The organism is Mucilaginibacter sp. 3215, from assembly GCF_050433785.1.
GTDB lineage: Bacteria > Bacteroidota > Bacteroidia > Sphingobacteriales > Sphingobacteriaceae > Mucilaginibacter.
In genome coordinates this window covers 178,611-202,583 of sequence record NZ_JBNPWO010000007.1, presented here as the reverse complement: position 1 = coordinate 202,583, position 23,973 = coordinate 178,611, and the positions used below count along the sequence as shown (strand labels likewise).

Here is a 23,973-nt window from a genome sequence, read left to right as displayed (position 1 = left end):
GTTTGGGATTGCTTCGTTCCTCCCGCCGCTGTTGGTGTTGTCACCAACAGCTCTACGCCAGGCTTTTGAATACGGTTTTCCGTGATTACAAAATTATTGGGGTAAAAAGTTGTTGGTGACAACACCAACAACGGCGAGGATAACCATAACAAATTAAAAACGAACCCGTCATTGCGAGGAACGAAGCAATCGCGAACAATACAGTGCGGATTTGCTAATCGGGGATTGCTTCGTTCCTCACAATGACGATTGAAAATAGAATCAGGCATCATGAAATTTCTATACACCATATTATTATTAACCATAACCACAGGAGCGCTGGCTCACAGTGGCGCCGACACCCTGCGGCTAACGCTGCAGCAGGTGGTTGACATGGCCAAAGCCAATTCAATAGCCGCCAAGCAGGCTGCTACCGTACGCGAAACCAAGTACTGGGAATACCGCACCTACAAATCAAACTACCAGCCGCAGCTGGCGTTAAGCGGTACTTTACCGGGCTATACCAAAACATTTTCACAGGTGCAGCAGCCTGACGGTACTATACTTTTCCAGCCTATTCATAACGATAACTCATCATTACAGCTTAACTTTAGCCAAAGTATTACTGCTACCGGCGGTACTATTTATGGTACTACACAATTACAGCGGTTTGATGATTTTGACAGGCATAATGTATTGTATAACGGTATCCCTTACGGTATAAATTATTCACAGCCGCTGTTTCAGTTCAACAGCCTTAAATGGGATAAAAAAATTGAGCCTTTAAAGTTTAATGAAAGCAAACAGGTTTACATTGAAGCCCAGGAAAAGATTGCTGTTGACGTGGAAGGGTACTTTTTCGACCTGCTGCTGGCCCAGGTAAACCTCAAAATCGCCGAAACCAACTTAACTAATACCCAGGGGATATTAAAGGTAGCCAATCTCAAGTACGAGTTAGGAAAGGTATCTAAAAACGAAATCCTGCAATTGCAGCTGGAAAAGATCAACGCGCAGAAAGCCGTTGGTACAGCGAGGCGCGATATGGAGATTGCTACACTGAACCTGCGCAGTTTTACGGGGCAGGAGGGGAGTGAGCGGATAGTGCTGGTAGTACCGAAAAATATTAGCCAGATGACCGTTTCATCAGATAAGGTGCTGGCCGAAGCTTACGCCAACCGCTCGGATGCAATCGCTTTTTCACGCCGTATTGCAGAAGCAAAACGCGATGTGGCTAAAGCCAAAGGGCAAAATGGTTTAACCGCCACGCTTACCGCCAGCCTGGGCTTTTCAAATACAGCTACCAATATTCCTGATGTATACAAGAACCCTCAAAACCAGCAATTGCTGCAGGTACAGCTTTCTATACCGATACTGGATTGGGGCAGGTCCAAATCCCGAGCCAAAACGGCTTTGGCCAACCAGCAGTTTACCGAGTATGCTGTTGAGCAGGATAAACAAACTTTTAAACAGCAGATAGTAACCCAGGTATCGCTTTTTAATGTAATGAAAGAACAACTGGTTTATACCGCGCAGGCCGATAGCATAGCCGCCGAAAAATACCAGATAGCACGTGAACGCTATGTTTTAGGCGACCTGAGCATTACCGACCTTGGCATAGCCTTCCGCGAAAACGACCAGGCCCAGCGCGATTATGTAGCCGCCCTCCGTGATTTTTGGGGAGCTTACTACCAGTTGCGCTACCTTTCGCTCTATGATTTTGAAACAAATAAAAAAATCACCTATAACTAAATCAATAATTTATTTAACAGAAACCTAAACACATAAACGATAAAAATCACTAAATCACTAATTCATTAAATCAATAATTAATCACTCATGATACGTTTACAAAACATTGAAAAGGTATATCGTACTGATACCATAGAAACCCTGGCCCTGAACAGCGTAAGCCTTGACATTGCCAAAGGCGAATTTTTATCCATCATGGGCCCCTCGGGCTGTGGCAAAAGCACCCTGCTTAACATCATGGGCCTGCTCGACGCGCCCTCAAAAGGACAGATCAGGATTGACGATCAAAAAACAGAAGGTATGAATGATAAGCAACTGGCAGCTTTCCGGAATAAAAAGCTAGGTTTCATTTTTCAAAGCTATCATCTTATTAACGACCTGCAGGTGCTTGACAATGTAGAGCTGCCGTTGCTTTACCGCGATACCACCGCCAAACAGCGCCGTGAGCTGGCTGCCGAAGCACTGGAAAAGGTAGGGCTTGCTAACCGTTTGAAACATTTTCCTACACAACTGTCTGGTGGTCAGCGGCAGCGTGTGGCCATAGCCAGGGCCATTGTAGGCAAGCCCGAAATTATTTTGGCCGACGAGCCTACCGGCAACCTGGATAGCGCCATGGGCAACGAAATTATGGAGATCCTCTTGAACCTTAATCGCAATGACGGCACTACGATAGTAATGGTAACCCACGATGAAAATATGGCCCATAAAACCCACCGTTTGGTACGCCTGTTTGATGGCGCCCAGGTTCAGTAATTAACCGGTTTTAACATTAGAAGTTATGCTTAAAAATTATTTTAAAATAGCCATAGCGGTACTTAAGCGCCGCAAGTTTTTTACATTTATCAGCTTGTTTGGCATCAGCTTTACACTTACCATATTAATGGTAGTTACCTCTTTTGCCGATAAGATGTTTGGTCCTAATTACCCGGATAACAAGCGCGATAGGTCGTTATATGTGATTGAACATGAGGAGTTTGATGATAAAACGCAGGGGATGAATAAAGGGCCCATGTCGTTTTACTTCCTCAATCACTATGCGGCCAGTATGAAAACACCGGCAAAGGTCGCCATTTCATCAATGTTCACTTTTACCAATACGTATGTGAATAATAAAAAGATCAGTATCAGCCTGAAATTTGCCAACGCCGATTATTGGGATGTGCTTGATTACCAATTTTTAGAAGGACGGCCCTTTACAAAACAGCAAATTGATAATGCCGAAAAGGTAGCAGTTATATCTGAAGATACACGGAGGGATTACTTTGGCGATATACCATCAGTAGTTGGTAAATACATCGAGGCAGATAATGTTAAATACCGGGTTTTAGGCGTGGTTAAAGATGTTCCTGCAACTTTGTTTACCCTTTATGCAGATATCTACCTGCCGTATACCGTATCTAAAAATGATTACAGGAATAAAGATTTCGGCGGCAACTATTCGGCTATTTTAATGGGAAATTCAAAAGACAATCTTCCCAAAATGAAAAACGAGTTCGCAAATGTTATCTCTCGCATTTCGATGAAAGACAAGCAGTTTAACCACCTGTATTGTTATGCCGATAGTTATTTTAACACGCTCGTGCGTACTATGGCCGGTAGAAAGGAGAATTCCGGGATGGCCACGTTCGTTGTCATCATATCTATATTCGTTTTCCTGTTTTTACTGCTGCCAACCTTAAACCTGGTGAATATCAACATCACCCGCATTATGGAGCGTTCGTCGGAGATTGGTGTTCGTAAGGCATTTGGTGCTTCGTCAAAAACACTGGTTTACCAGTTTATTATCGAAAATATTATTCTTACATTTTTAGGTGGGCTTATCGGGGTGGTATTATCTGTTATTGTTATAAAAATAATTAACGGGGCCAATCTTATAGCCCATCTTGAACTTACTTTAAACTTTACCGTGTTGTTTTACAGCCTGCTCACCTGTATTTTCTTCGGACTACTATCGGGCGTATATCCGGCCTGGCGCATGTCGCGGCTCAACGTGGTAACGGCTTTAAAGGCGTAATAAAATCAATTGACATTTTAATCAAAGTATTATGTTTAAGCATTTATTTAAACTAATCTGGAATAAAAAGAAACAAAACTTTCTACTTATTTCCGAGATGCTGATCTCCTTTATGGTGATTTTCGCAGTATTCACACTGGTTGTGTATTACTACAGTAACTACAAAAACGCTATGGGCTTTGACTATGACAAGGTTTGGGTAATTAATTATAGTAATTCTGTCAAATCAACCCGTGCCGATTCATTGAGCTTGTTTTATGAAACTTTAAAGCAAACTATAAAATCAATGCCTCAAATTGAGGATGCGAGCTTTGTAAGCAGTAACTCGCCCTTTTCGTTTAACCAAAGCAATGGCGGAGTTGAATATAAAAAGAGACATCTTAATAGCGTTGATTTTTTTACAGCGGATAATGATTATCCAAATGTTGTGAAAGTTAAAGTACTTGAAGGGCGTTGGTTTGGCAAACAGGATATAGTATACAAAAATAAGCCCGTGGTTATTAATCAATCGCTTAAGGAAGAGGTATTTGGAAAAGAAAGCGCTATAGGTAAGATTTTAGGTAATGAAAAAGATAAAGAAGCCGATAAAATGCGCATTATTGGCGTAGTGGCCGATATGAAAATAAGAGGTGATTATAAACCTGCCGGCCTTGGCCTTTATAATAGACTAGATACCGGCTCATTCAAGTGGATAGGTACTATGCTGGTAAAGGTGCGCCCTACTGCCGACGCTGCTTTTGAAAGCCGTTTGTACAAAACCGTATCGAACGCCATGAAAGAGTCAAATGTAGAAATAGAGCATTTAGATAATAAACTTAAAAAGATAAATCAGGTATCCATTGTACCGGCCATCATTTTGCTTGTAGTGGCTACTTTTTTGATTATCAATGTAGCTTTGGGTTTGTTTGGTGTGTTATGGTATAATATTAACAAGCGCCGCTCGGAGATCGGGCTAAGGCGGGCAATTGGCGCAACTGGTAAATCGGTATCATGGCAACTGGTGAGCGAATCATTGATATTAGCTACAATATCATTAGTTGTGGGTTCGTTTTTTGCGGTGCAGTTCCCGCTGATGAATGTTTTTGATATGCCGGCCACCGTTTACATTATGGCTATTTTGTTGTCGGTTGTTTTTATTTACCTACTGGTGCTCATTTGTTCGCTGTACCCCGGCAAACAGGCCGCGGCTATTTACCCGGCTGTTGCTTTACACGAAGAATAATTACGATATTAACCGCCTGTTATGATATTGGTTATTGATGATGATATTGCCGTACGCACCTCGCTGATCCTACTGCTAAAAAGCGAGGGGTATGATGCTGCAGGTACCGATGAGCCTGCCGAAGCCTTGAAGATCATTAAGAAAAAGGCTCCTGAGTTGGTCATTTTAGATCTTAATTTTTCGATAGATACATCAGGACAGGAGGGTATAGAACTGCTTGCAAAGATCAAAGCTTTTAACAGCGCTATCCCCGTGATTCTTATCACCGGCTGGGGGAGCATTGAATTGGCAGTTAAAGGTATGAAACTGGGCGCCAATGATTTCATCAATAAGCCGTGGAATAACGAGTACCTTATTCAATCGGTTAAAACCCTGCTCGATCTGCAGGATAAAAAGACCGAACACCATACCCGTAAGCAGCTGGATAAAACCTACAATTTTGAAAATATTGTAGGCGAAGATCCCCGGATGCTCGATATCCTGGAAACCATTGGCCGGGTAGCCCCAACCGATGCATCGGTGCTGATCATGGGCGAAAGCGGCACAGGTAAAGAGCTGATAGCCGAGGCCATTCACCAAAATAGCCTGCGCCGTAATAAGCCGTTTATTAAAGTAAACCTTGGTGGCATCTCAACATCGTTGTTTGAAAGCGAAATGTTCGGTCATATCCGAGGTGCTTTTACCGATGCCCGGTTTGACAGGGTAGGCCGCTTTGAAATGGCCAACAAAGGCACCATTTTTTTAGATGAAATAGGCGACCTGGATGCCGGCAGCCAGGTAAAGCTGCTCCGCGTATTGCAGGACCGCACCTATGAAGTATTGGGCAGCAGTCGCACCAAAACCGTTGATACCCGTGTTGTTTGCGCCACAAATAAAAACCTTAACGAGATGGTGGCCCGGGGTACTTTTCGCGAGGATTTGCTGTACCGAATCAACCTGATCACTGTTTACCTGCCCGCCCTGCGCGAGCGGCCAAAGGATATCCCATTGCTGGTTAGCTTTTTTATTAATAACTTAAAGCAGATCTATAACCGGCCCAATTTGTCGGTAGCACCATCGGCTATGAAGTGGTTACAGCAGTTGCCTTTACCGGGCAATATACGGCAGTTGAAAAATCTGGTGGAGCGCTCCATTTTGGTGAGCCGCAGGGATGAACTGGGCATTGATGACTTCCGGTCGCAGCTGGAAATGTCGCCCATAAAAAAGGGGAGTATCCAGTTGCCGGGCGTGGGCACATTAACTTTAGAAGAGGTTGAGGTAGAGATGATAAAACGGGCTTTAGATCATCATAAAAACAAGATAAGCAAGGCGGCCGCTGCTTTGGGGCTTACGCGCAGCGCCCTGTACCGGCGGCTCGAGAAATACCAGATCCCGTACGATGAAGCTGAGGACTAAATACATTTTATTCGTAGTGATCCTGCACCTGCTAACCCTGGTGCTTACTTATTTTATTTTCAAAGATAACAAGATCTATTTTATCATATCGGAGGTGGTTGTGATCATCTCTTCGGTAATCGCCTTGCAGCTTTACCGGCAGCTCATTCAGCCACTAAAAATGCTGATGCAGGGCGTTGAGGCTATTAAAGACAAAGATTTTAATGTGAAATTCCTTTCAACAGGTAAGCACGAGGTTGACGCGCTGATTGATGTTTATAACCAAATGATGGACGAGCTAAGAACCGAACGGACACGACAGGAGCAGCAGCATTTCTTTTTAGAAAAGCTGATCCATACTTCGCCAACGGGGATCATCATCCTTGATTTTGATGACCGTGTACAACAGGTAAACCCTAAAGCGCTGCAGGCGCTGAACATGAGCGAAAAAGACCTGATAGGTGAACTGATCGGAGAATTGAAACACCCGCTCTTCGCACAGATCAAAGCCCTTAAATCGGGCGAAACTATGGTGGTTAAGCTGGATGGGATCAACTCATTCAAACTGCAGAAATCGCACTTTATCGACCGGGGATTTTCGCGCCATTTTATTATGCTGGAGGATTTGACCGCTGAGATCCTGGCAGCCGAAAAAAAGGTTTATGGTAAAGTGATCAGGATGATGGCGCATGAGGTGAACAATACCATCGGCCCGGTTAATTCCATCATGCAATCGGCCATGAAAACCGACAAGCTTTGGGCTGGTCATTATTTCGACCCGATAAAAGACGCCCTGCAGGTTGCAATGGACAGGAACCAAAACCTCAACCTGTTCATGCGCAATTTTGCCGATTTGGTGAAGCTGCCGCCGGCCAACAAACAACCGGTTGTATTGCAAAAGCTCTTAGCTTCGGTAGTAAAGCTGATGAATATCCGTGCTGAAGAAAAAAATGTGGCGTTAGTCCTTCATTTACCCGAAGAACCGGTTAATATCATGGCTGATGAACAACAACTGGAGCAGGCATTCATCAACATTGTAAAAAACGCCATTGAGGCTATTGATGACCAGGGATCAGTAACCTTTACCATCAATCCCAAAGAAAAAAACCTCATTATCACCGATACAGGTAAAGGTATTACAGCCGAACAAAATGCCAACCTGTTTACCCCCTTCTTCAGCACCAAAAAAGACGGGCAGGGCATAGGCTTAACCCTGGTACGCGAGATCATGCTGAACCACGGCTTTGAGTTTTCATTAAAAACTGTTGCAGAAAGGCAAACTGAGTTTGTGGTTTATTTTTGATAACATAGGCGACGGGGCTATAAATATTGATGTGATGGTTGTATTCTAATAAAAGTTATGTCAATGCGAGGAGCGGCACAGGCAAAAGCATTTGGGGCGACGTGGCAATCTCGTAGCTATGCACATCGGACAAGCATTGGCTACGAGATTGCCGCGCTGCGCTCGCAATGACATAAAAAATCAATATCTCCGCCGCCGCTCGGCCCCAGCCGAGTGGCAACTATAAAGCGGCCTCCGGCCGCCGTGGCAAAAGCAGGCTAAGAACGTGGCGGGTAACTTCAATAAAAATTCAACATTGTATTAGTTTTTGCTTAATCCTTTTAGTAATGTTGTAAACCAATTTAAATGTTACCTTAACAGATAATCACTGCAACCACATTTACTATGCAAAGACGGCATTTTATAAAACTTTCTGCAGCTACATCGGCTGCCATGCTTTTCAGTAAACTTACTTATTCGGCCTCTAACGGAGCTGCAATCATGAGCGGTCCCGATGAAGTTTGGGCACAATCAGGTGCCGACTGGGTTAAACTCACTGCCTCAAACGGGTCTCACTACAGCCATAAAGAAATCAGCGTAAGTTTAAAAACAAACGGCAATGCACTTGGCGTATATGTTTCATCACCAAAGCAGGAATTAAATGCTGTACGCTTAAAATGGAAACACAACACCGCTGCTTCTGCTAAATTCCTGGGCGATCATTGGGAGCGATCTTACGGGGACCTGCAATGGAAAACCATAGCTGCCGGCATCAAAAATCCATGGTATGTAATTATACACGACGATAAACAAACGGCATGCTTCGGGGTAAAAACCGGTGCTAATAGTATTTGCTGGTGGGGCGTAAATAATGACAGCATTGAACTTACCCTGGATACAACTTCGGGTGGGGTAGGTGTGTTGCTGGGCGACAGGCAATTGCATGCTGCCGATATCATAACTACCAATGCTAAAACAGGAGAGAATACTTTTGCCGCGACCCATCGCTTTTGTAAACTAATGTGCGAAAAGCCGCGGATCCCCAAACAACCGGTATATGGTATTAACGACTGGTATTTTGCCTATGGCAACAACTCGGCCGAACTTATCAAAAAAACCACTGCGATGATGGCCGAACTGGTTACCGATCATAGCAACAAACCATTTTCGGTAATTGATGCCGGTTGGGCCACTTATTCGCCATTATTGCCCGGTGATGGTGGCTGGAATGATGATTTTTCAAAGCCCAATGATAAGTTTAAGGATATGCATGCGCTGGGCGATGAGATCAAAAAATTAGGTATGCGCCCAGGCTTATGGATGCGCCCGCTTTGCGCAAGGCACGATGAAAAAGCCAGCTTGCTTTCGCCAAAGATTCCCGGCCGTGATGATCCTAAAAACCCGACACTCGACCCAACTATCCCCGAAAATATAGCACGCATCCAACATAACTTCGATGTATACAAGCAATGGGGCTACGAAATGGTGAAGCACGATTTTTCAACTTATGATATCTCCGGTCGCTGGGGTTTTGATATGAAGGATAGCTTTACTTCGCCGGGCTGGCATTTTAACGATAGGAACAAGACCAATGCCGAGATCATCCTGCACCTGTACCGCTCCATCCGTGAAGCCGCGGGTGATGGCATTTATGTGATTGGCTGTAATACGATGAGCCACCTGTCGGCCGGGGTATTTGAACTTTGCCGTATCGGCGATGATACCAGTGGTCATGAATGGGCGCGTACCCGTAAAATGGGCGTTAACACGCTCGCTTTCCGCCTGCCGCAGCACAATGCCTTTTATGCGGTAGATGGCGATTGCGTGGGTCTTACTAAAGATATTGAATGGAAAAGGAACAAACAATGGCTGCAATTATTAGCCGAAAGTGGCGCGCCGCTGTTCATCTCCGGGCAACCCGAGGCTATGGGCGAAGAGCAAAAGAAAGCCGTAAAAATAGCATTTGCACAGGCCGCTAAAATACAGCCACTTGGCCAGCCATTAGATTGGATAGAAACCATGTTGCCAACCAAATGGAAACTAAACGGCAGGGTGGTTGATTTTGATTGGGCGTAAACCAAGAGGGGGGCTTGTCACCCTGAGTGTTTAAATCCGGGGGCCTTTGAAGGTGAAATGACAAAAGAGGGCCTGTCAGTCTGAGCCTGTCGAAGACTCGCGCGCAGAGGCCTGCCCGCCATACTTCGACGGGCTCAGTATGACACCCATTTTTTAAGTTGTCATGGGTAGCCAGTCGAAGGGTCGTGTGCAGAGGCCTTGCCCACCATGCTTCGACTGGCTATCCATGACATCCATTTTTTCTGAGTAGCGAAGGATCTTCTTCAATATGCAGAACTGCTATACAGGGCAAGAGTATGTTTCGTTATTACCCATAATAAGCTATAGAACCCAGACTTACGAAGTTTTCAAAACTTCGTAAGTCTTTCCCCGTTTCACTTATTCACTTTTCAACCTGCCGAATTCCCAAACCCGTGGCGATCATTTCTTAACCTGTCCGGGAATGCGTGAAGAAATCCCCATTATGTATTCGTAACTCAAAATAATTTGCAATTAACTGTTAATCGATTAAAAAAATATAACGATTATTGACGCGTGATAATTGCAGCTTGATATGTGTTTACTGACATGGCTGTGTCAGTGTTCAATTTTTAAAAATCAGGTGTTCAATAAAATAAGTTGTTAAATGTTATTTTATTGATTATTAGTGTTTTAGTTATTTTGCCGTGATGCTTTGAACACTTAAGTGCTTGATTATCAATATTGGTTTTTTTTGAAGTGTTCAACCTTTCTAAAATTGAACACCCTGTTTTTGAATATTAAATCTACTACTATATAAAATGAGTGATACCAATACAAGCAATACCTTCAGCATGATCAATACCATGCGCTGGTATGGCCCTAATGACCCTGTAAGTTTGGTCGATATCAGGCAGGCGGGATGTACAGGCGTAGTAAGTGCTCTGCATCAGGTACCCAACGGCCAGGTATGGACAATTGAGGCCATTAACGAGCGCAAGGCCATCATCGAAGCTGCCGGGCTTACCTGGGACGTAGTTGAAAGCGTACCCGTGCATGAAGCCATCAAAACCCAAACCGGCGACTACCTGCAATATATTGAAAACTATAAGCAAAGCCTGCAAAACCTGGCCGCTTGTGGGATCCATATCGTTACCTATAACTTTATGCCCGTGCTTGATTGGACACGCACCGATCTCGCTTTTACAGTTGAAGACGGCTCAAAAGCCCTCCGTTTTGAAAATGCCGCCTTTATTGCATTCGACGTATTTATGCTCAAAAGAGCAGGTGCCGAAAATGAGTATACCGCCGATGAACTTGCCCGCGCCAAAACCCGTTTTGATGCCATGAGCGACGATGACAAGCAACTTCTTCAGCGTAATATAATAGCCGGCCTGCCCGGTAGCGAAGAAAGCTTTACGCTGGATAAATTCAGGGAAGCCCTTGCTGCCTATGACGGCATTGATGCGGAAAGGCTGAGGCAAAACCTGATCTTTTTCCTGCAGCAGGTTATCCCGGTTGCCGATGCCAATAATATAAAAATGGTTATCCACCCGGACGATCCGCCGTACGCCATTTTGGGTCTGCCAAGGGTAGTAAGCACCGCCGAACATATCAACGCGCTTATTGAGGTTGTACCATCATTAAACAATGGTTTATGCTTTTGCACAGGCTCCTACGGCGTAAGACCGGATAATGACCTGCCTGCCATGGTAAAACAATTTGGCGACAGGATCAATTTCATTCACCTGCGCAGCACCCGCCGCAATGAGTTTGGCGATTTTTATGAGGATAACCACCTGGAGGGTGATGTGGATATGTACGCCGTGGTAAAAGAGCTGGTACAGGTTATGAAACAGCGTAAATTAAGTATCCCTATGCGCCCCGATCATGGTCACCAGATGCTTGATGACCTTAAAAAGAAAACTAATCCCGGTTATTCGGCCATTGGCAGGCTTCGCGGTCTTGCCGAATTAAGAGGGCTTGAGCTGGGTATTATCCGCTCAATGGAATAGTGATCTTTATTGCTCCGAAGATAAAAACAAAAGGCCTTTGCGGAGAGCGAAGGCCTTTGTCATTTATTATTGGTTAGGTGCGCTTAGCCCATATTATAAAAAAACTGCTCGGCTATAATTTTTCCGTCTTTCACTTCATAAACCGCAATTTCATTCATTGGCATACGGCCGCCTTCTTTATAGGTAACATCCATATCCATGGTTACCGCGAAAAAATTACCGGTAACTATCGCGTCAGATACCTCGCCGCTATGAATCTCCTGTACCGAGGCATACCAATATTCTGTTTTGCCTTTAACGGCTTCTTTACCTTCAGTAAGCTCCATCGGCGAACCTTTTGGCTCTCGGCTCACAATATTATCTGCATAAAGCTCATCAATAGCCTGGGTGTGTTTGCCTTCGCGGCAATACTGTACTAATTTTTCTGCTACTTCGGTGGTGGTCATGATCTTATGGTTTTAATTGTTGTTATAAAGTTAGTTAATAACACTTCAAACCAATTGCCTGTTTGGTTTAAATTTCTGTTAAGTTTGATCTACAATTGCATCTTCCGAAAAAAAACTAAAATTTTCTGTAACCATTTTACGCCGCCGAAGTACTTAAGGTATATACATAATTACAAACTGATTGAACACGCTTACAGACAATGCCATTATGCTAAAGGTGAAAGCCGGCGACCTTGACAGGATGGGTATGCTCTTTGAACGCTACAATCGGCAGTTGTATGGTTTTCTGTTCCACATGACCTACCAGCGCGAGCTGAGCGAAGACATGGTACAGCAGGTTTTTTACAAAATGCTCAAATACCGGCACACGTTTACCGGCACCGGCGAATATATCCACTGGATGTACTCTATCGCCCGCAATGTGTTAAAAGATCACTGGCGAAAAAACAAACAGCAGGTACAGCATGAGGGCGTGGAAGCAGCCGAAACCATAGCCGGAGGCCTTGTGCCCGATGAGCAATTTGAAAAAAAGCAAGCCAAAGCCGAACTGCACCGGGCCATGGAAAAACTAAGTGAAAGCCAGCGGGAAATTTTGGCCCTGAGCCGTTTCCAGGAACTGAAATGCCAGGAGATAGCCGAAATACTGGGCATGACCGAAGGTACGGTAAAAGTGCGCATCCATCGCGCTATGCAGGAGCTTAAAAGTATTTATGTAAAAATGGAACGATAAAACAGTAATAAGATGAAATGTGAGTTATATGAGGAGCTGTTTACCGGTTGGATAAACAAAGAATTAAGTCCTGAAGAAAGTGGGGCTTTAGAGCGCCATATTGCAGGCTGCGCCAATTGTCGCGAAGAGCTGCAGGGACTTCAGCAAATGTGGGATACAATGGGTCAAATCGAAACGCCCGAACCATCGGCCAATATGGGAGTGAAGTTTTATGCCATGCTGAATACTTACAAGGAATCGGTGAAAGAGCAAAGGAGTTTATGGGCTGATATTAAATACCAGGTAAGCTGGATCTGGGAGTGGCAGCCCCGCTGGCCAATGGCTTATAACCTGGCCATGGTGGTGCTTTTAGTAGGAGCTGGTTACCTGTTTTTCGGAAAATATAAAAGCGATGATCAGGATAAGCAACTGAAAGCCCTAAGTTCACAGGTGCATGAGCTTAAACAAACCATGATGCTGGCCCTGCTTGAAAATCCTTCAGCATCTGAGCGCATAAGGGGGGTAAGCTATACCAGCGAGATTAAACATGCAGATAAGCAGGTAATAGACGCCCTACTGGCTACGCTGAACAACGATCCAAATGTAAATGTGCGCCTCAGCACGCTTGACGCGCTTACTCAGCTTGCCGGTCATCCGGAAGTACGGGAAGGCCTCATCAAATCAATAGTTGAGCAGGATTCGCCGCTGATGCAACTGGCCATTGCCGATGTGATGCTGAAACTGCAGGAAAAACGATCAGTAAAATCATTTAAAGAATTGCTGAAACAAAAAGACCTTGATCATGGCGTTCGCGATAAAATCAAACAAACCATAACACAACTTATTTAAAATAAACCAAATCATGAAAAGATCACTATTACCTGTTTTAACAGGTCTGGGGCTTTGCCTTGTTCAAATTTCGGTCCATGCTCAGGATTTTAAGGAACATGTTAGCAAGCAATTTACCCTGCAGGGAGCGGCTTCGGGCACTACACTGGCCATTTACAATATCTGGGGCTCTATAGCTGTTCAGGGATATTCGGGCAACCAGGTATCTATTGAGGTAGATGAAACCATCAGGGGTAAAGAGTCATCCGATGTAGAACAAGGGAAAAAAGAAGTTAAACTGGGATTCGATCAAAAAGCTGATAGCATAATCGCTTACACAGCCGAACCCTACGATACCCGCCCGCGCCGCAATTGGAACCGGGAGGATCGTCATCATATAGACTATACGGTAAAATTAGAGTATACTGTTAAAGTGCCCTATGGTATGAACCTGTGCGTATCAACCGTAAACGATGGTAATGTTGAAGTTAAAGATGTATATGGGGCATTAAAAGTAAACAATGTAAACGGCGGCATAACCATTGCCAATGCCAAAGGTACAACCAGTGCACATACTATTAACGGGCCGCTTAATGTAACTTACCTGTCGGTGCCACCCGATGCTTCAAGCTATTATACACTTAATGGTAAGCTTGAAGTAACTTACCCGGCTAACCTGGCAGCTGATCTTGAATTTAAAAGTATGAACGGACAGTTTTATACCGATTTTCCGAATGCCGAAGTACTACCGACAAAGGTTAGTAAAACTGAATCTAAAAGCGGCAGCGGTACCACCTACAAGCTAAGTAAAAATAACAGTGTACGGATAGGGGCAGGAGGAAAGCTATTTAAGTTTGAAACCCTTAACGGCAATATTTATATAAAAAAACAACAATAAAAAGAACAATATGAAAACGATAAAATTTACAGGAACATTAATATTAACTATGCTCCTAAGCGCGAGGCTTTGGGCGCAGGACGGAGAAAAGGGACAGTTAGTTGTACCATTAAGTGATCCCGGGAAACCGTATAAACTGGAAGTGGGACTGATCAATGGTTCAATCACGATTACAGGTTACGAGGGAAAAGATATCATTATTGATGCCCAGGGTGAAGAAAGAAAGCACCGTGAAAAGGAAGCGGCGCCGGGCGGGATGAGGCGTTTACCAACCGGGGGCAATCTTGATGTGCAAGCCCAGGAAAATAACAATCAGGTAAACGTTCATGGCAGTCCTAATAAAACCACCAATCTAACTATTAAAGTACCCATGAATAGCAGCAGCGTCAAGCTATCGACCGTAAATAATGGGAATATCAATGCAAGCAACATTGGCGGCGACCTGGAAATAAGGAATGTTAACGGCTATATCAAACTAAATAATATATCAGGATCTGTTGTAGCCAATACGGTTAACGGCAATGTTGAGGTGAGCTTTAAAAGTATTGATGCAAAAGCGGCCATGGCATTTTCAACGCTTAACGGTAAGGTTGATGTTACGTTCCCGGCAAGTCTTAAAGCTAACGTAAAGTTAAAATCAGACCAGGGTGAAATATTTACTGACTTTGATGTGGTTACCGAGCAACGTAAACCGGTTGTTACCAAAAATACCGGTGAAAAAGGAATGTATAGTTTGAAGATGGAAGATTGGGTTTATGGAAAAATAGCCGGCGGCGGTCCCGAATTGTTGATGAAAACTACTTTCGGCAGTATCTATATCCGTAAGGCAAAATAATGGGGCGGTGTTGCAGATGATTTAAATCCAAGGCCCCGAAAGGAAAAAATGATAAAAGAAGGATTTGGGGAACCTGTGGGGAATTTTGTCGGCGAATTTGGGTAGATACCTGATCATTCAAAGTTTTAAGGGTACATTCAAAATAAAATAGAACGATCAAGTTTGTAAATGACATTCGGCATACAATACAATGACTGGCAGGCTGATCATATCCATCTGTTGCATACAATGCCGAAAGGTATTGATACCTGTTTATATTTAAATTGTAGCCCGATCACTTAAAAGTAAGTACTTGAATATGAGGTGAAATAATAAATTGAAGAAATTAGGTCAGAATAGGACTTAACTCAATACAGTTTATTTATACAAATTTGTGTAAACCTGGCGTTCCGTTACAAAAAACGGAACGCTTTTTTTCAAATAAGCACCCAACTGACCGTTGAACAATAGGCTAAACCATTTTTGTGCACTATATTTGCTCACTGGTTACCTGTTGCAATTACAAAGTATAGTATGGTTAAACTTTTTATCGTGGGTTTTCCGCGAGACATGGAAGAAATTGAACTTGTTGAACTGTTTAGTGCTTATGGCACGGTAAGCACCGTGCGGATAATCACCGATAAAGACAGTGGCATTAGTAAAGGTTATGGTTTTTTAGAAATGACCGACGAGGCAGGAGCCCAGCGGGCAATTGACGCTATGAATGGTGCTACTATCGATGAGCGTGAAATAAGCGTGAGGATAGCAGAACAAAAGCACCAGCCGCAACAAAAGCAGCAATTTTCAAAACCTAAGCCCGGTTTTAACAAGGTAAAACCACAAGGTTACAATAAGCCCCGCTTTCCGCGCGAAAATAACCGCTATGAACAGCAGGAGGCTGCGGCCCCGGTAAGAGCAAAACGCCCGCGCAGGCAGCAGCCATAAGTTTTTTCGAAAAGCTTAAAGCAAAAAGCATAAGGCTAAAAGCTAATAAATTGATTTTTTAATTAGCTGCAGCCTTAGCCCATTGATTTCAGGAAGTATAAAGCTCGTTTGCTAAAAATTGGTTTCTGAATTTTCCATGCGGATCGTATTCGGCTACCAGAGCTTTAAAAGCATCCATCTTTTCGTAACGTGCTGCTAATGTTTTAGCAGGGATGGTAAAGATTTTACCCCAGTGTGGCCTTGCTTTAAATGGCGAAAGTTCCCGTTCAATTTGTGGGAGCAATTTCAATACAGCTTCTGTTTCCTGTTTCCAGGTAAAATGGATAGCCACCGATTTTTGATTATGGGCAGGGCTCATCCACAGATCGTCAGCAGCAATGGTGCGGATTTCGGTGATGAAGAGATGAGGGCCAATTTGTTTGCCCAATTTTGCCACTGCCTCAATTGCTTCAACAGCGTGGTTAAACGGAACAAAAAACTCCGATTGGAGCTCTTTTCCGCTGCTTGGGGTAAAGCCCATTTTAAAATGCGGCAGCCGCTCATACCATGGTCCCGGAACGCCCATTTGATCGGTGCAGTTTTCGGCAGAGAGCCCTATAATTGGGTGCAGGTTTTTTGTAGCTGCTTTTGCTCCGTAAAATTCCTTCAGGTTTTCGTCTTTATCGGTACCCATCCGGCTTTTTATCCAAACTTCGTTAATATGGTCACTTTGCCAGTCGGTAAACAGGCTAACACTATACCCGGCCGAAACAATTTTTTCAAAATGCTGCTTTAGCTCGCTCATAGGCAAGCCTGTAAATACATGCTGTTTCATCATGTAAGTTGGTTGTATTTGCAGGGTAACTTTGGTGATTACACCCAATGCTCCAAGCCCAACCACGGCCGCATTTAGCTTTATCGCATCTTTTGCTTTTGAAAGATGAACGATACTGCCATCGGCTTTAACAATTTCCAGCCCCACTACTGCGCTTGATAGGTTACCGTTTTTTACGCCCGAGCCATGTGTTGCCGTTGTAATTGAGCCTGCTACTGATATATGGGGCAACGAGGCGAGGTTATGCAGCGCAAAGCCCTCTTTATCGAGATGCGGGGCAAGCTCGCCGTATTTTATACCTCCTTCAACCGTAACTGTATGATTTTGCTTGTCGATGGATACCACTTTGTTCAGGTCGCGCGTGGAGAGCAGGTTATCTTTACTGTCTGCGATATTATTAAAGCAATGCCTGGTGCCCAATGCTTTTATTTTATCATGTTTATTAATGAGCTGCTGTACCTCTTCAATCGATTTTGGGTAAAATACATTGCCTGTGCTGTAAGTTAAATTACCCGACCAGTTTTGCAGGCGGGGTTGTTGCGCGAATGATTCGAATGATGATAATAAGGGAGACGCCATCAAGGTAGTACTTAATTGAATGAAAGTTTTTCTTTTCATAACAAATTGGTTAGTACAAGGTAGCTAATTATAAAGTAGAACTGAAAGAGAAATTGCAGGTGGTTCTCCGGTAAGTACAAGGATTAAAAAGTTTTTATATTTTTTTAATAAGTAAATAGAGATTATTAAATAATTTATAAACTTTTTGTTTATTTTGGTAGAAAAATTAACATTAGCGCATTAATTCTGCATGAATCATTGATTTGGGATGCGCTTTTGGTAAATTGAAACTAAACATTTTATAAAATAACAGTGAAGGAAGTTTACGCCCCCTTTATTCCGGGTACTTACAATGAAAATAACCTTGATGAGCTATCGGTTTTGCTCGAAAAAGGAAAAAAGTACGCTATCGATAATCTTTTATGGAGCGATACCGGATATTTCCCATCAGTTAATTTTTCAATAGCTCATGTCGAAAACGGTGTCGCCCTAAAATATTTTGTAGAAGAGCAGTATACACAGGCAACTTATAAAACAGTAAATGATCCGGTTTATAAAGATAGCTGCGTAGAACTTTTTATAAGTTTTGCTGACGACCAAAATTATTACAACCTGGAATTTAATGCCCTCGGGACTGCATTGGTTGGTTTTGGCAAAGACCGCAATGGAAGGCTGGCTGTACCTGATGATACGTTGAGTGGCATAAAAGTATTAAGTAAGATAAATTGGGCTGAAGATTTAGCCAGTTTTAATAAATGGGAGCTAACGTTGCTGGTTCCTTTTGATGTTTTTATTTATCATGATATTCAAACATTGAATGGCATAACCAGCCGGGCAAACTTTTTTAAATGCGGCGATGACCTGCCCGAACCGCATTTTATAAGCTGGAGCAACATAGATAGCTCCGTGCCTGATTTTCATTTGCCGCAGTTTTTTGGTACAATAAAGTTCATTTAAAATAAAATACCTCTAAATAAAATAACATACTATGGCCCAGGCAACAAGTTCAGTAATCGAATCGCCGGTAAAAAGATCAGCGATAAATCCAATTGTAATTATCGGCGCTTTATTTTTCATTTTTGGTTTTGTAACCTGGATGAACGGAACACTCATTCCCTACTTAAAAATAGCGTGCGAGCTGACTACCAAGGAAGCGTATTTTGTAACTACAGCTTTTTATATTGCTTACGTTGTTATGGGTATTCCCGCCGGAAAAACCATCAAAAAGTTTGGATTTAAAAACGGGATGGCCATAGGCTTGTTTGTAATGGCCATAGGTGCATTGATATTTATCCCCGCTGCAATGACCCGTACTTACGGGATATTTTTAATTGGCTTGTTTGTTCAGGGCACTGGGCTAACCGTGCTGCAAACCGCTTCAAACCCCTATATCACTATTTTGGGGCCTGCCGAAACTGCTGCCCGGCGAATTAGTATCATGGGGATCTGCAATAAAATTGCCGGCGCCTTAGCACCCGTTATTTTGGGTACGGTAGTACTCGCCAATATTGATTCGATAACAGAAAAGCTTAAAACTTTAAGTGCAACAGAAAAAGCACTGGAGTTAAATGAGCTGGCATCAAGGGTAATTATGCCCTACAGTATCATGGTTGTAGTTTTGATTTTGCTGGCCATTCTTATTTATTTTTCATCATTACCCGAGATCAACACCGAGCATGAAGACGAAACCGTAGCTGCCGCAAATACCAATAAAACAAGTATTGTACAGTTTCCGCATTTGATGCTTGGCGTAGCAGCCCTTTTTGTTTATGTAGGTGCCGAAGTTATTGCCGGCGATTCAATTTCACTTTACGGTACTTCTCAGCATATCCCATTATCAACAGCTAAATTTTTTACATCATGTACTTTGATCTCCATGATCGTTGGTTACCTGGTTGGTGTTTTCTGTATCCCGAAACTGATCACACAACAAAAAGCGTTGGTAGCTTCGGCAATTTTGGGTATCATTTTAACCATTGCAACATTGTTAACCCACGGCTACGCATCGGTATTTTGTATTGCATTGCTTGGTTTGGCCAATTCGTTAATGTGGCCTGCTATATGGCCGCTGGCATTGGCCGGTTTAGGCCGCTTTACTAAAATAGCGTCTTCATTATTGGTTATGGGTATTGCAGGCGGCGCTGTTTTACCCCCGCTCTACGGTTATTTTTCTGAAAAATTTTCGGCGCAGTCTGCCTATATTTTACTTATTCCTATTTACCTGTTTATCCTTTATTATTCCACAATAGGGCATAAGGCAGGCAGGCAAAACATAAAAGCCTGATCGTAACATTCTTTTAAGCGTTTTATCTAAAAGCCTGAGAAGCGAAACTTCTCAGGCTTTGTTGTTTGAAACTGTCCTGAATGCGATTTAAAAACTGTTTATAGCACCAATATAAGGGTTGGTTGCTTGTCACTAATAATCGTTATATAATCGTCGATACTCGAAATATGGTCAATTTTAATTAGTGGTATTGGTGTAACTTGTTGGTATTTAAATAGTTGATAAACGGCACGCGGTATGCATAAGTTTTTACAGCAAACCAAATTAAAACATCTAAAAAAATAACTATGGAAACATTTATATTCTGGGTAACCCGCTTGGTATTGCTTGCCTGCCTTGCCATACTGGTTTATATGATGATGCCAAACTACGCTGAACAAAGTGATGAGTGGGAGTAAGCAGATGCTGATTAATAAATTTTATTACAATAATTTATTAATTAATAATCAAACCTTTAATTGGCCGATCTGTTAATATATCAATCATAAAACTAATCATGAACAACAGGAACAAAGCGGGATTGCATGACAACAGCCTCATCAATACCAGCGAAAATTATGAGGTTGAGTACTGGGCGAACAAATTTGGTGTTCGCCCGGAAAGGTTAAAAACAGCGGTACGTGCCGTTGGAAATTCAGCCGCCGCGGTAGCCAAATTTTTGAATAACAAATAGTATCACTATGAGCCTGGAAAAATATGCGGAAAAACGCGATTTTAGCAAAACCCGTGAACCTAAAGCGGGGAGGAGCAAAGACAAAGACCACCTGATGTTTGTGATCCAAAAGCATGATGCTTCGCGTTTACACTATGATTTCAGGCTTGAAATGGATGGCGTGCTTAAAAGCTGGGCTATACCCAAAGGCCCCTCAACCGATCCTAAAGTCAAGCGCCTTGCTATGATGGTTGAGGATCATCCATTTGACTACCGGAATTTTGAAGGCCTCATCCCCAAAGGTGAATATGGCGGTGGTACCGTTATAGTTTGGGACGAGGGTACTTATGAACCCATTGAAGAGATCAAAGGCAAAAAAGCGCAGGAAAAACACCTGCTTAAACAACTCGAAGCGGGCTCGGTAAAGATCAAGCTCCATGGCGAAAAGCTGGAGGGTGAATACGCCCTTGTTAAAACCCATGGTATGGGCGAAAACGGCTGGCTGCTCATTAAGCACAATGATCAATTTGCCTCGGTTAAAGATATTACCAAAAAAGATAAATCTATTCTTTCTGGCAAAACCATTGAAAGTATGGAAAAAACCAGCGAAAAGGTTTGGCAGCACGGCCATGAAGAGAATGTAGAAAAGCCTGAAAAAGCAGGTAAAAAAAAAGTCCTGAACGAACCGGTTGAGCAACTGGAAGATAAAGTTGATACCAAGGCTACTGAGGATTTTGATGTTGAAACCCTGCTGAAAAAAGCACCAAAATCAAAAGCTCCCGCTAACATCAAACCCATGAAGGCTACCCTTGTTGATGAGCCTTTTGATGATTCCGATTGGCTATATGAGGTTAAGTGGGACGGGTACAGGGCTATCGCAATAATAGACAAAAAAGGAGCTGAGCTCATCTCACGTAATAATCTACCTTTCGATAAATACTATCCCATCAATAAATTACTAAAGGAGTGGCAGATCAACGCTGTAATTGACGGCGAGATCCTGGTATTGAATGACAAAGGCATCTCCGATTTTGGAGCGCTGCAGAACTGGCGGAGCGAGGCCGATGGCAATTTGGTTTATTACGTTTTCGATATCCTTTGGTACGAGGACAAAAACCTGATGGGATTACCCCTTAAACAACGCCAGGCTATTTTAAGTGCGGTTCTTCCCACCAATGATGAGCGCATCCGTCAAAGCAAAGTTTTTGATACGGGTGGCATTGAATTTTTTAATGCCGCTGAAAGGATCGGCCTCGAGGGTATTATCGCTAAGAAAGCAAGCAGTGTTTATACTTCTGATCTCCGCTCAAAGGAGTGGCTCAAAATAAAAGTGCACCGCAGGCAGGAGGTGATCATAGCCGGGTTTACCAAAAACGCCGGGACTTCCAAGTCGTTTAGCGCATTGGTACTTGCTTTATATGATAATAAGGGTAATCTACAGTATGCCGGCAAAGTAGGCACGGGCTTTTCTGATAAACTGCAAAAAGAAATGATGCAGCAATTTAAGCCCCTTATTACTGATAAAAGCCCGTTTGAGGTAGAGCCGGATGTAGATAAGCCATCGCGGTTCAGGCCGCAGCGCTTGGGTGCAAAACCTACCTGGCTTAAGCCCGAATTGGTTTGCGAAGTCGCCTTTGCCGAAGTAACCGGAGACGGGGTGTTCAGACAAGCCTCTTTTAAAGGGATGCGTACTGATAAAAAAGCAAAGGATGTAGTGCTTGAAACCCCAAAAGACACCACCGAAACGGTGGAAGAAGCCGAAAGTGTTGATAATGATAAACATGCTAAAGCCATTAAGCCTGTGAAAAATACCGATCGTAAAACCCTGCTTAACCCTAAAGACGAAACGCAGGTGCGTAAAATTTGCGGGCACGATCTTAAATTTACCCATCTGAGCAAAGTTTACTGGCCCGAAGATGGTGTTACCAAGCGGGATATGTTCAATTACTACTACCAGGTTGCCGATTATATTTTGCCTTATTTAAAGGATAGGCCAATGTCACTCAACAGGTTCCCCAATGGTATACATGGGCCAAGCTTTTATCAAAAAGATGTAAAAGGGAAAGCTCCCGATTGGATCACCAAAACATTTCCTTACACTACAAGCGAGGGCGAACACAAAGAGTACCTGGTAGGCTCTGATGAATCTTATTTATTGTGGATGGCTTCATTGGGCTGCATTGAAATGAACCCCTGGTTTAGTCGCGTAAAATCGCCGGATAACCCTGATTATTGCGTGATCGACCTCGATCCCGATAAAAACACGTTCGATCAGGTTATCGAGGCTGCTTTGGAGGTGAAAAAGGTACTGGATGCCGTGGATGTACCGTCATATTGCAAAACATCGGGCTCAACAGGCATGCATATTTATATCCCTCTGGGTGCTAAGTATGATTATGATCAATCGCAGATGTTTGCGAGGCTCGTGGTGGGCATCGTTCACAAGCAAATTCCCGATTATACAAGTCTGGAGCGCATGGTTGCCAAACGAAATGGTAAAATGTACCTTGACTTTTTGCAGAACCGTCCGGGAGCTACCATTGCCGGCCCTTATTCATTAAGGCCAAAACCAGGTGCTACGGTTTCCATGCCCCTGCATTGGGATGAGGTTAAACCAGGGCTCACCATGAAAGATTTTACCATTTTTAATTCTATCGATCGCCTAAAGGAAACCGGCGATCTTTTTAAAGGAGTGCTGACTAAAGGGATCGATCTTGAGAAAACGATAAAAAAGGCGAAGAGTGTGTTTGAATAGGAAAAAAACACGTCATTGCGAGGTATGAAGCAATGACGTGTTTGTAGTAAACTACACTAAGCTACCGCCGCCGAAAGGATCACGCCATTATGCGCATTCTCTACACCGTTGGCATAGCCATTATTATCGATGAACATCTTTTCATTTTCTATCAGGAAGTGTGCCCCACCTACAAAGAAATTTCCTTTAATGGTTACCACATAATCGGGGTGCTGCGCGTGAATTTCATTAAGTACGTGACTTGAAAGACCGTGAAATTCATGAGGATCAAGCTCATAAACATCCAGCACCGGCTCGGCATGGCCGGGTTGAAATACTTTAATACGGCCGCCGGTTATATCAAGCTGCACATTAGCATTGTTTTCATTGTTATTGGCGCTTATCCTGATGACTTCGCCGTTCGGCGCGTTAATATTGGCATCAATGGTAAGTACCTTGCCTTTTTGGTTGTCATAAAATGACAGGATCCTCAAAAACTCAATATTACTAAGCCCATCACTATAAGTGAGCGTGTTTCGTTCGCTTAAAAAAATGGTAGTCCCAAAAATGAATGCATGTTTCATAACGGAAATTTTTAATTGGTTAATTGATAATGATACAA

Annotated in this window: 20 protein-coding genes; 17 read left to right on the top strand and 3 right to left on the bottom strand. The window is 43.2% G+C overall.

The features are described 5' to 3' along the window. Positions 1-270 precede the first annotated feature (270 nt). The 8 genes from ABIC84_RS14685 to uxuA all read left to right on the top strand — a co-directional run bounded on the left by ABIC84_RS14685 (position 271) and on the right by uxuA (position 11,669). Positions 271-1,728, top strand: coding sequence for a TolC family protein (locus ABIC84_RS14685; RefSeq protein ID WP_426589170.1), 1,458 nt, complete (start codon positions 271-273; stop codon positions 1,726-1,728). Between the two features lie 87 nt (positions 1,729-1,815). Beyond that, a complete protein-coding gene (locus ABIC84_RS14680; protein WP_429264013.1) occupies positions 1,816-2,481 on the top strand; it encodes an ABC transporter ATP-binding protein in 666 nt (221 codons plus the stop codon). A gap of 25 nt (positions 2,482-2,506) precedes the next feature. Then, positions 2,507-3,742 carry an ABC transporter permease gene (locus tag ABIC84_RS14675; protein WP_429264012.1) on the top strand — a complete coding sequence of 412 codons (1,236 nt, stop codon included), beginning with the start codon at positions 2,507-2,509 and terminating at the stop codon, positions 3,740-3,742. 31 nt (positions 3,743-3,773) lie between these two features. After that, entirely contained in the window at positions 3,774-4,964 is a 1,191-nt protein-coding gene (locus tag ABIC84_RS14670) for an ABC transporter permease (protein WP_429264011.1), read from the top strand. Positions 4,965-4,985: 21 nt separating this feature from the next. Next, the gene (locus ABIC84_RS14665) at positions 4,986-6,359 is read left to right on the top strand and encodes a sigma-54-dependent transcriptional regulator (RefSeq protein ID WP_429264010.1); all 1,374 of its coding nucleotides are present in this window, start codon (positions 4,986-4,988) and stop codon (positions 6,357-6,359) included. Beyond that, a complete protein-coding gene (locus ABIC84_RS14660) occupies positions 6,343-7,641 on the top strand; it encodes a sensor histidine kinase (RefSeq protein WP_429264009.1) in 1,299 nt (432 codons plus the stop codon). The genes ABIC84_RS14665 and ABIC84_RS14660 overlap by 17 nt, the downstream gene beginning before the upstream one ends. Positions 7,642-8,025: 384 nt before the next feature. Continuing rightward, positions 8,026-9,696 (top strand): hypothetical protein, encoded by a 1,671-nt coding sequence (locus ABIC84_RS14655; RefSeq protein ID WP_429264008.1) that lies wholly within the window; start codon positions 8,026-8,028, stop codon positions 9,694-9,696. Between the two features lie 779 nt (positions 9,697-10,475). Next, positions 10,476-11,669: a mannonate dehydratase gene (uxuA, locus tag ABIC84_RS14650; RefSeq protein WP_429264007.1), complete on the top strand. Its 1,194-nt coding sequence runs from the start codon at positions 10,476-10,478 to the stop codon at positions 11,667-11,669. An 83-nt stretch (positions 11,670-11,752) separates the two neighbouring features. Here uxuA and ABIC84_RS14645 read toward each other — a convergent pair whose 3' ends face one another. Further along, positions 11,753-12,115, bottom strand: coding sequence for a SnoaL-like domain-containing protein (locus tag ABIC84_RS14645; RefSeq protein ID WP_429264006.1), 363 nt, complete (start codon positions 12,113-12,115; stop codon positions 11,753-11,755). A gap of 181 nt (positions 12,116-12,296) precedes the next feature. Here ABIC84_RS14645 and ABIC84_RS14640 point away from each other — a divergent pair, with 181 nt between their 5' ends. From ABIC84_RS14640 to ABIC84_RS14620, 5 genes are all read left to right on the top strand, one after another. Then, positions 12,297-12,845, top strand: a complete 549-nt coding sequence (locus ABIC84_RS14640; protein ID WP_199719685.1) for a sigma-70 family RNA polymerase sigma factor — start codon at positions 12,297-12,299, stop codon at positions 12,843-12,845. A gap of 12 nt (positions 12,846-12,857) precedes the next feature. After that, positions 12,858-13,673 carry a zf-HC2 domain-containing protein gene (locus tag ABIC84_RS14635; RefSeq protein ID WP_429264005.1) on the top strand — a complete coding sequence of 272 codons (816 nt, stop codon included), beginning with the start codon at positions 12,858-12,860 and terminating at the stop codon, positions 13,671-13,673. Between the two features lie 13 nt (positions 13,674-13,686). Then, entirely contained in the window at positions 13,687-14,550 is an 864-nt protein-coding gene (locus tag ABIC84_RS14630) for a hypothetical protein (protein ID WP_429264004.1), read from the top strand. Between the two features lie 10 nt (positions 14,551-14,560). After that, the gene (locus tag ABIC84_RS14625; RefSeq protein ID WP_426589151.1) at positions 14,561-15,385 is read left to right on the top strand and encodes a DUF4097 family beta strand repeat-containing protein; all 825 of its coding nucleotides are present in this window, start codon (positions 14,561-14,563) and stop codon (positions 15,383-15,385) included. A 513-nt stretch (positions 15,386-15,898) separates the two neighbouring features. Beyond that, entirely contained in the window at positions 15,899-16,309 is a 411-nt protein-coding gene (locus tag ABIC84_RS14620; RefSeq protein WP_429264003.1) for an RNA recognition motif domain-containing protein, read from the top strand. Between the two features lie 88 nt (positions 16,310-16,397). Here the strand turns inward: ABIC84_RS14620 and ABIC84_RS14615 are convergent, their stop codons facing one another. Continuing rightward, a complete protein-coding gene (locus tag ABIC84_RS14615; RefSeq protein ID WP_429264002.1) occupies positions 16,398-17,741 on the bottom strand; it encodes an FAD-binding protein in 1,344 nt (447 codons plus the stop codon). A gap of 252 nt (positions 17,742-17,993) precedes the next feature. Here ABIC84_RS14615 and ABIC84_RS14610 point away from each other — a divergent pair, with 252 nt between their 5' ends. The 4 genes from ABIC84_RS14610 to ligD all read left to right on the top strand — a co-directional run bounded on the left by ABIC84_RS14610 (position 17,994) and on the right by ligD (position 23,372). Then, entirely contained in the window at positions 17,994-18,638 is a 645-nt protein-coding gene (locus ABIC84_RS14610; protein WP_429264001.1) for a carbohydrate-binding family 9-like protein, read from the top strand. A 31-nt stretch (positions 18,639-18,669) separates the two neighbouring features. Then, positions 18,670-19,965, top strand: a complete 1,296-nt coding sequence (locus tag ABIC84_RS14605; protein WP_429264000.1) for a sugar MFS transporter — start codon at positions 18,670-18,672, stop codon at positions 19,963-19,965. 496 nt (positions 19,966-20,461) lie between these two features. Continuing rightward, entirely contained in the window at positions 20,462-20,638 is a 177-nt protein-coding gene (locus ABIC84_RS14600; protein WP_175489907.1) for a DUF3606 domain-containing protein, read from the top strand. A 7-nt stretch (positions 20,639-20,645) separates the two neighbouring features. Beyond that, on the top strand, positions 20,646-23,372 hold the full coding sequence (ligD, locus tag ABIC84_RS14595) for a DNA ligase D (protein WP_426589139.1): 2,727 nt from the start codon (positions 20,646-20,648) through the stop codon (positions 23,370-23,372). 56 nt (positions 23,373-23,428) lie between these two features. On the opposite strand, the gene ABIC84_RS14590 is transcribed toward ligD, so the two are convergent. Then, the gene (locus ABIC84_RS14590) at positions 23,429-23,935 is read right to left on the bottom strand and encodes a hypothetical protein (protein WP_426589137.1); all 507 of its coding nucleotides are present in this window, start codon (positions 23,933-23,935) and stop codon (positions 23,429-23,431) included. Positions 23,936-23,973: the final 38 nt, after the last annotated feature.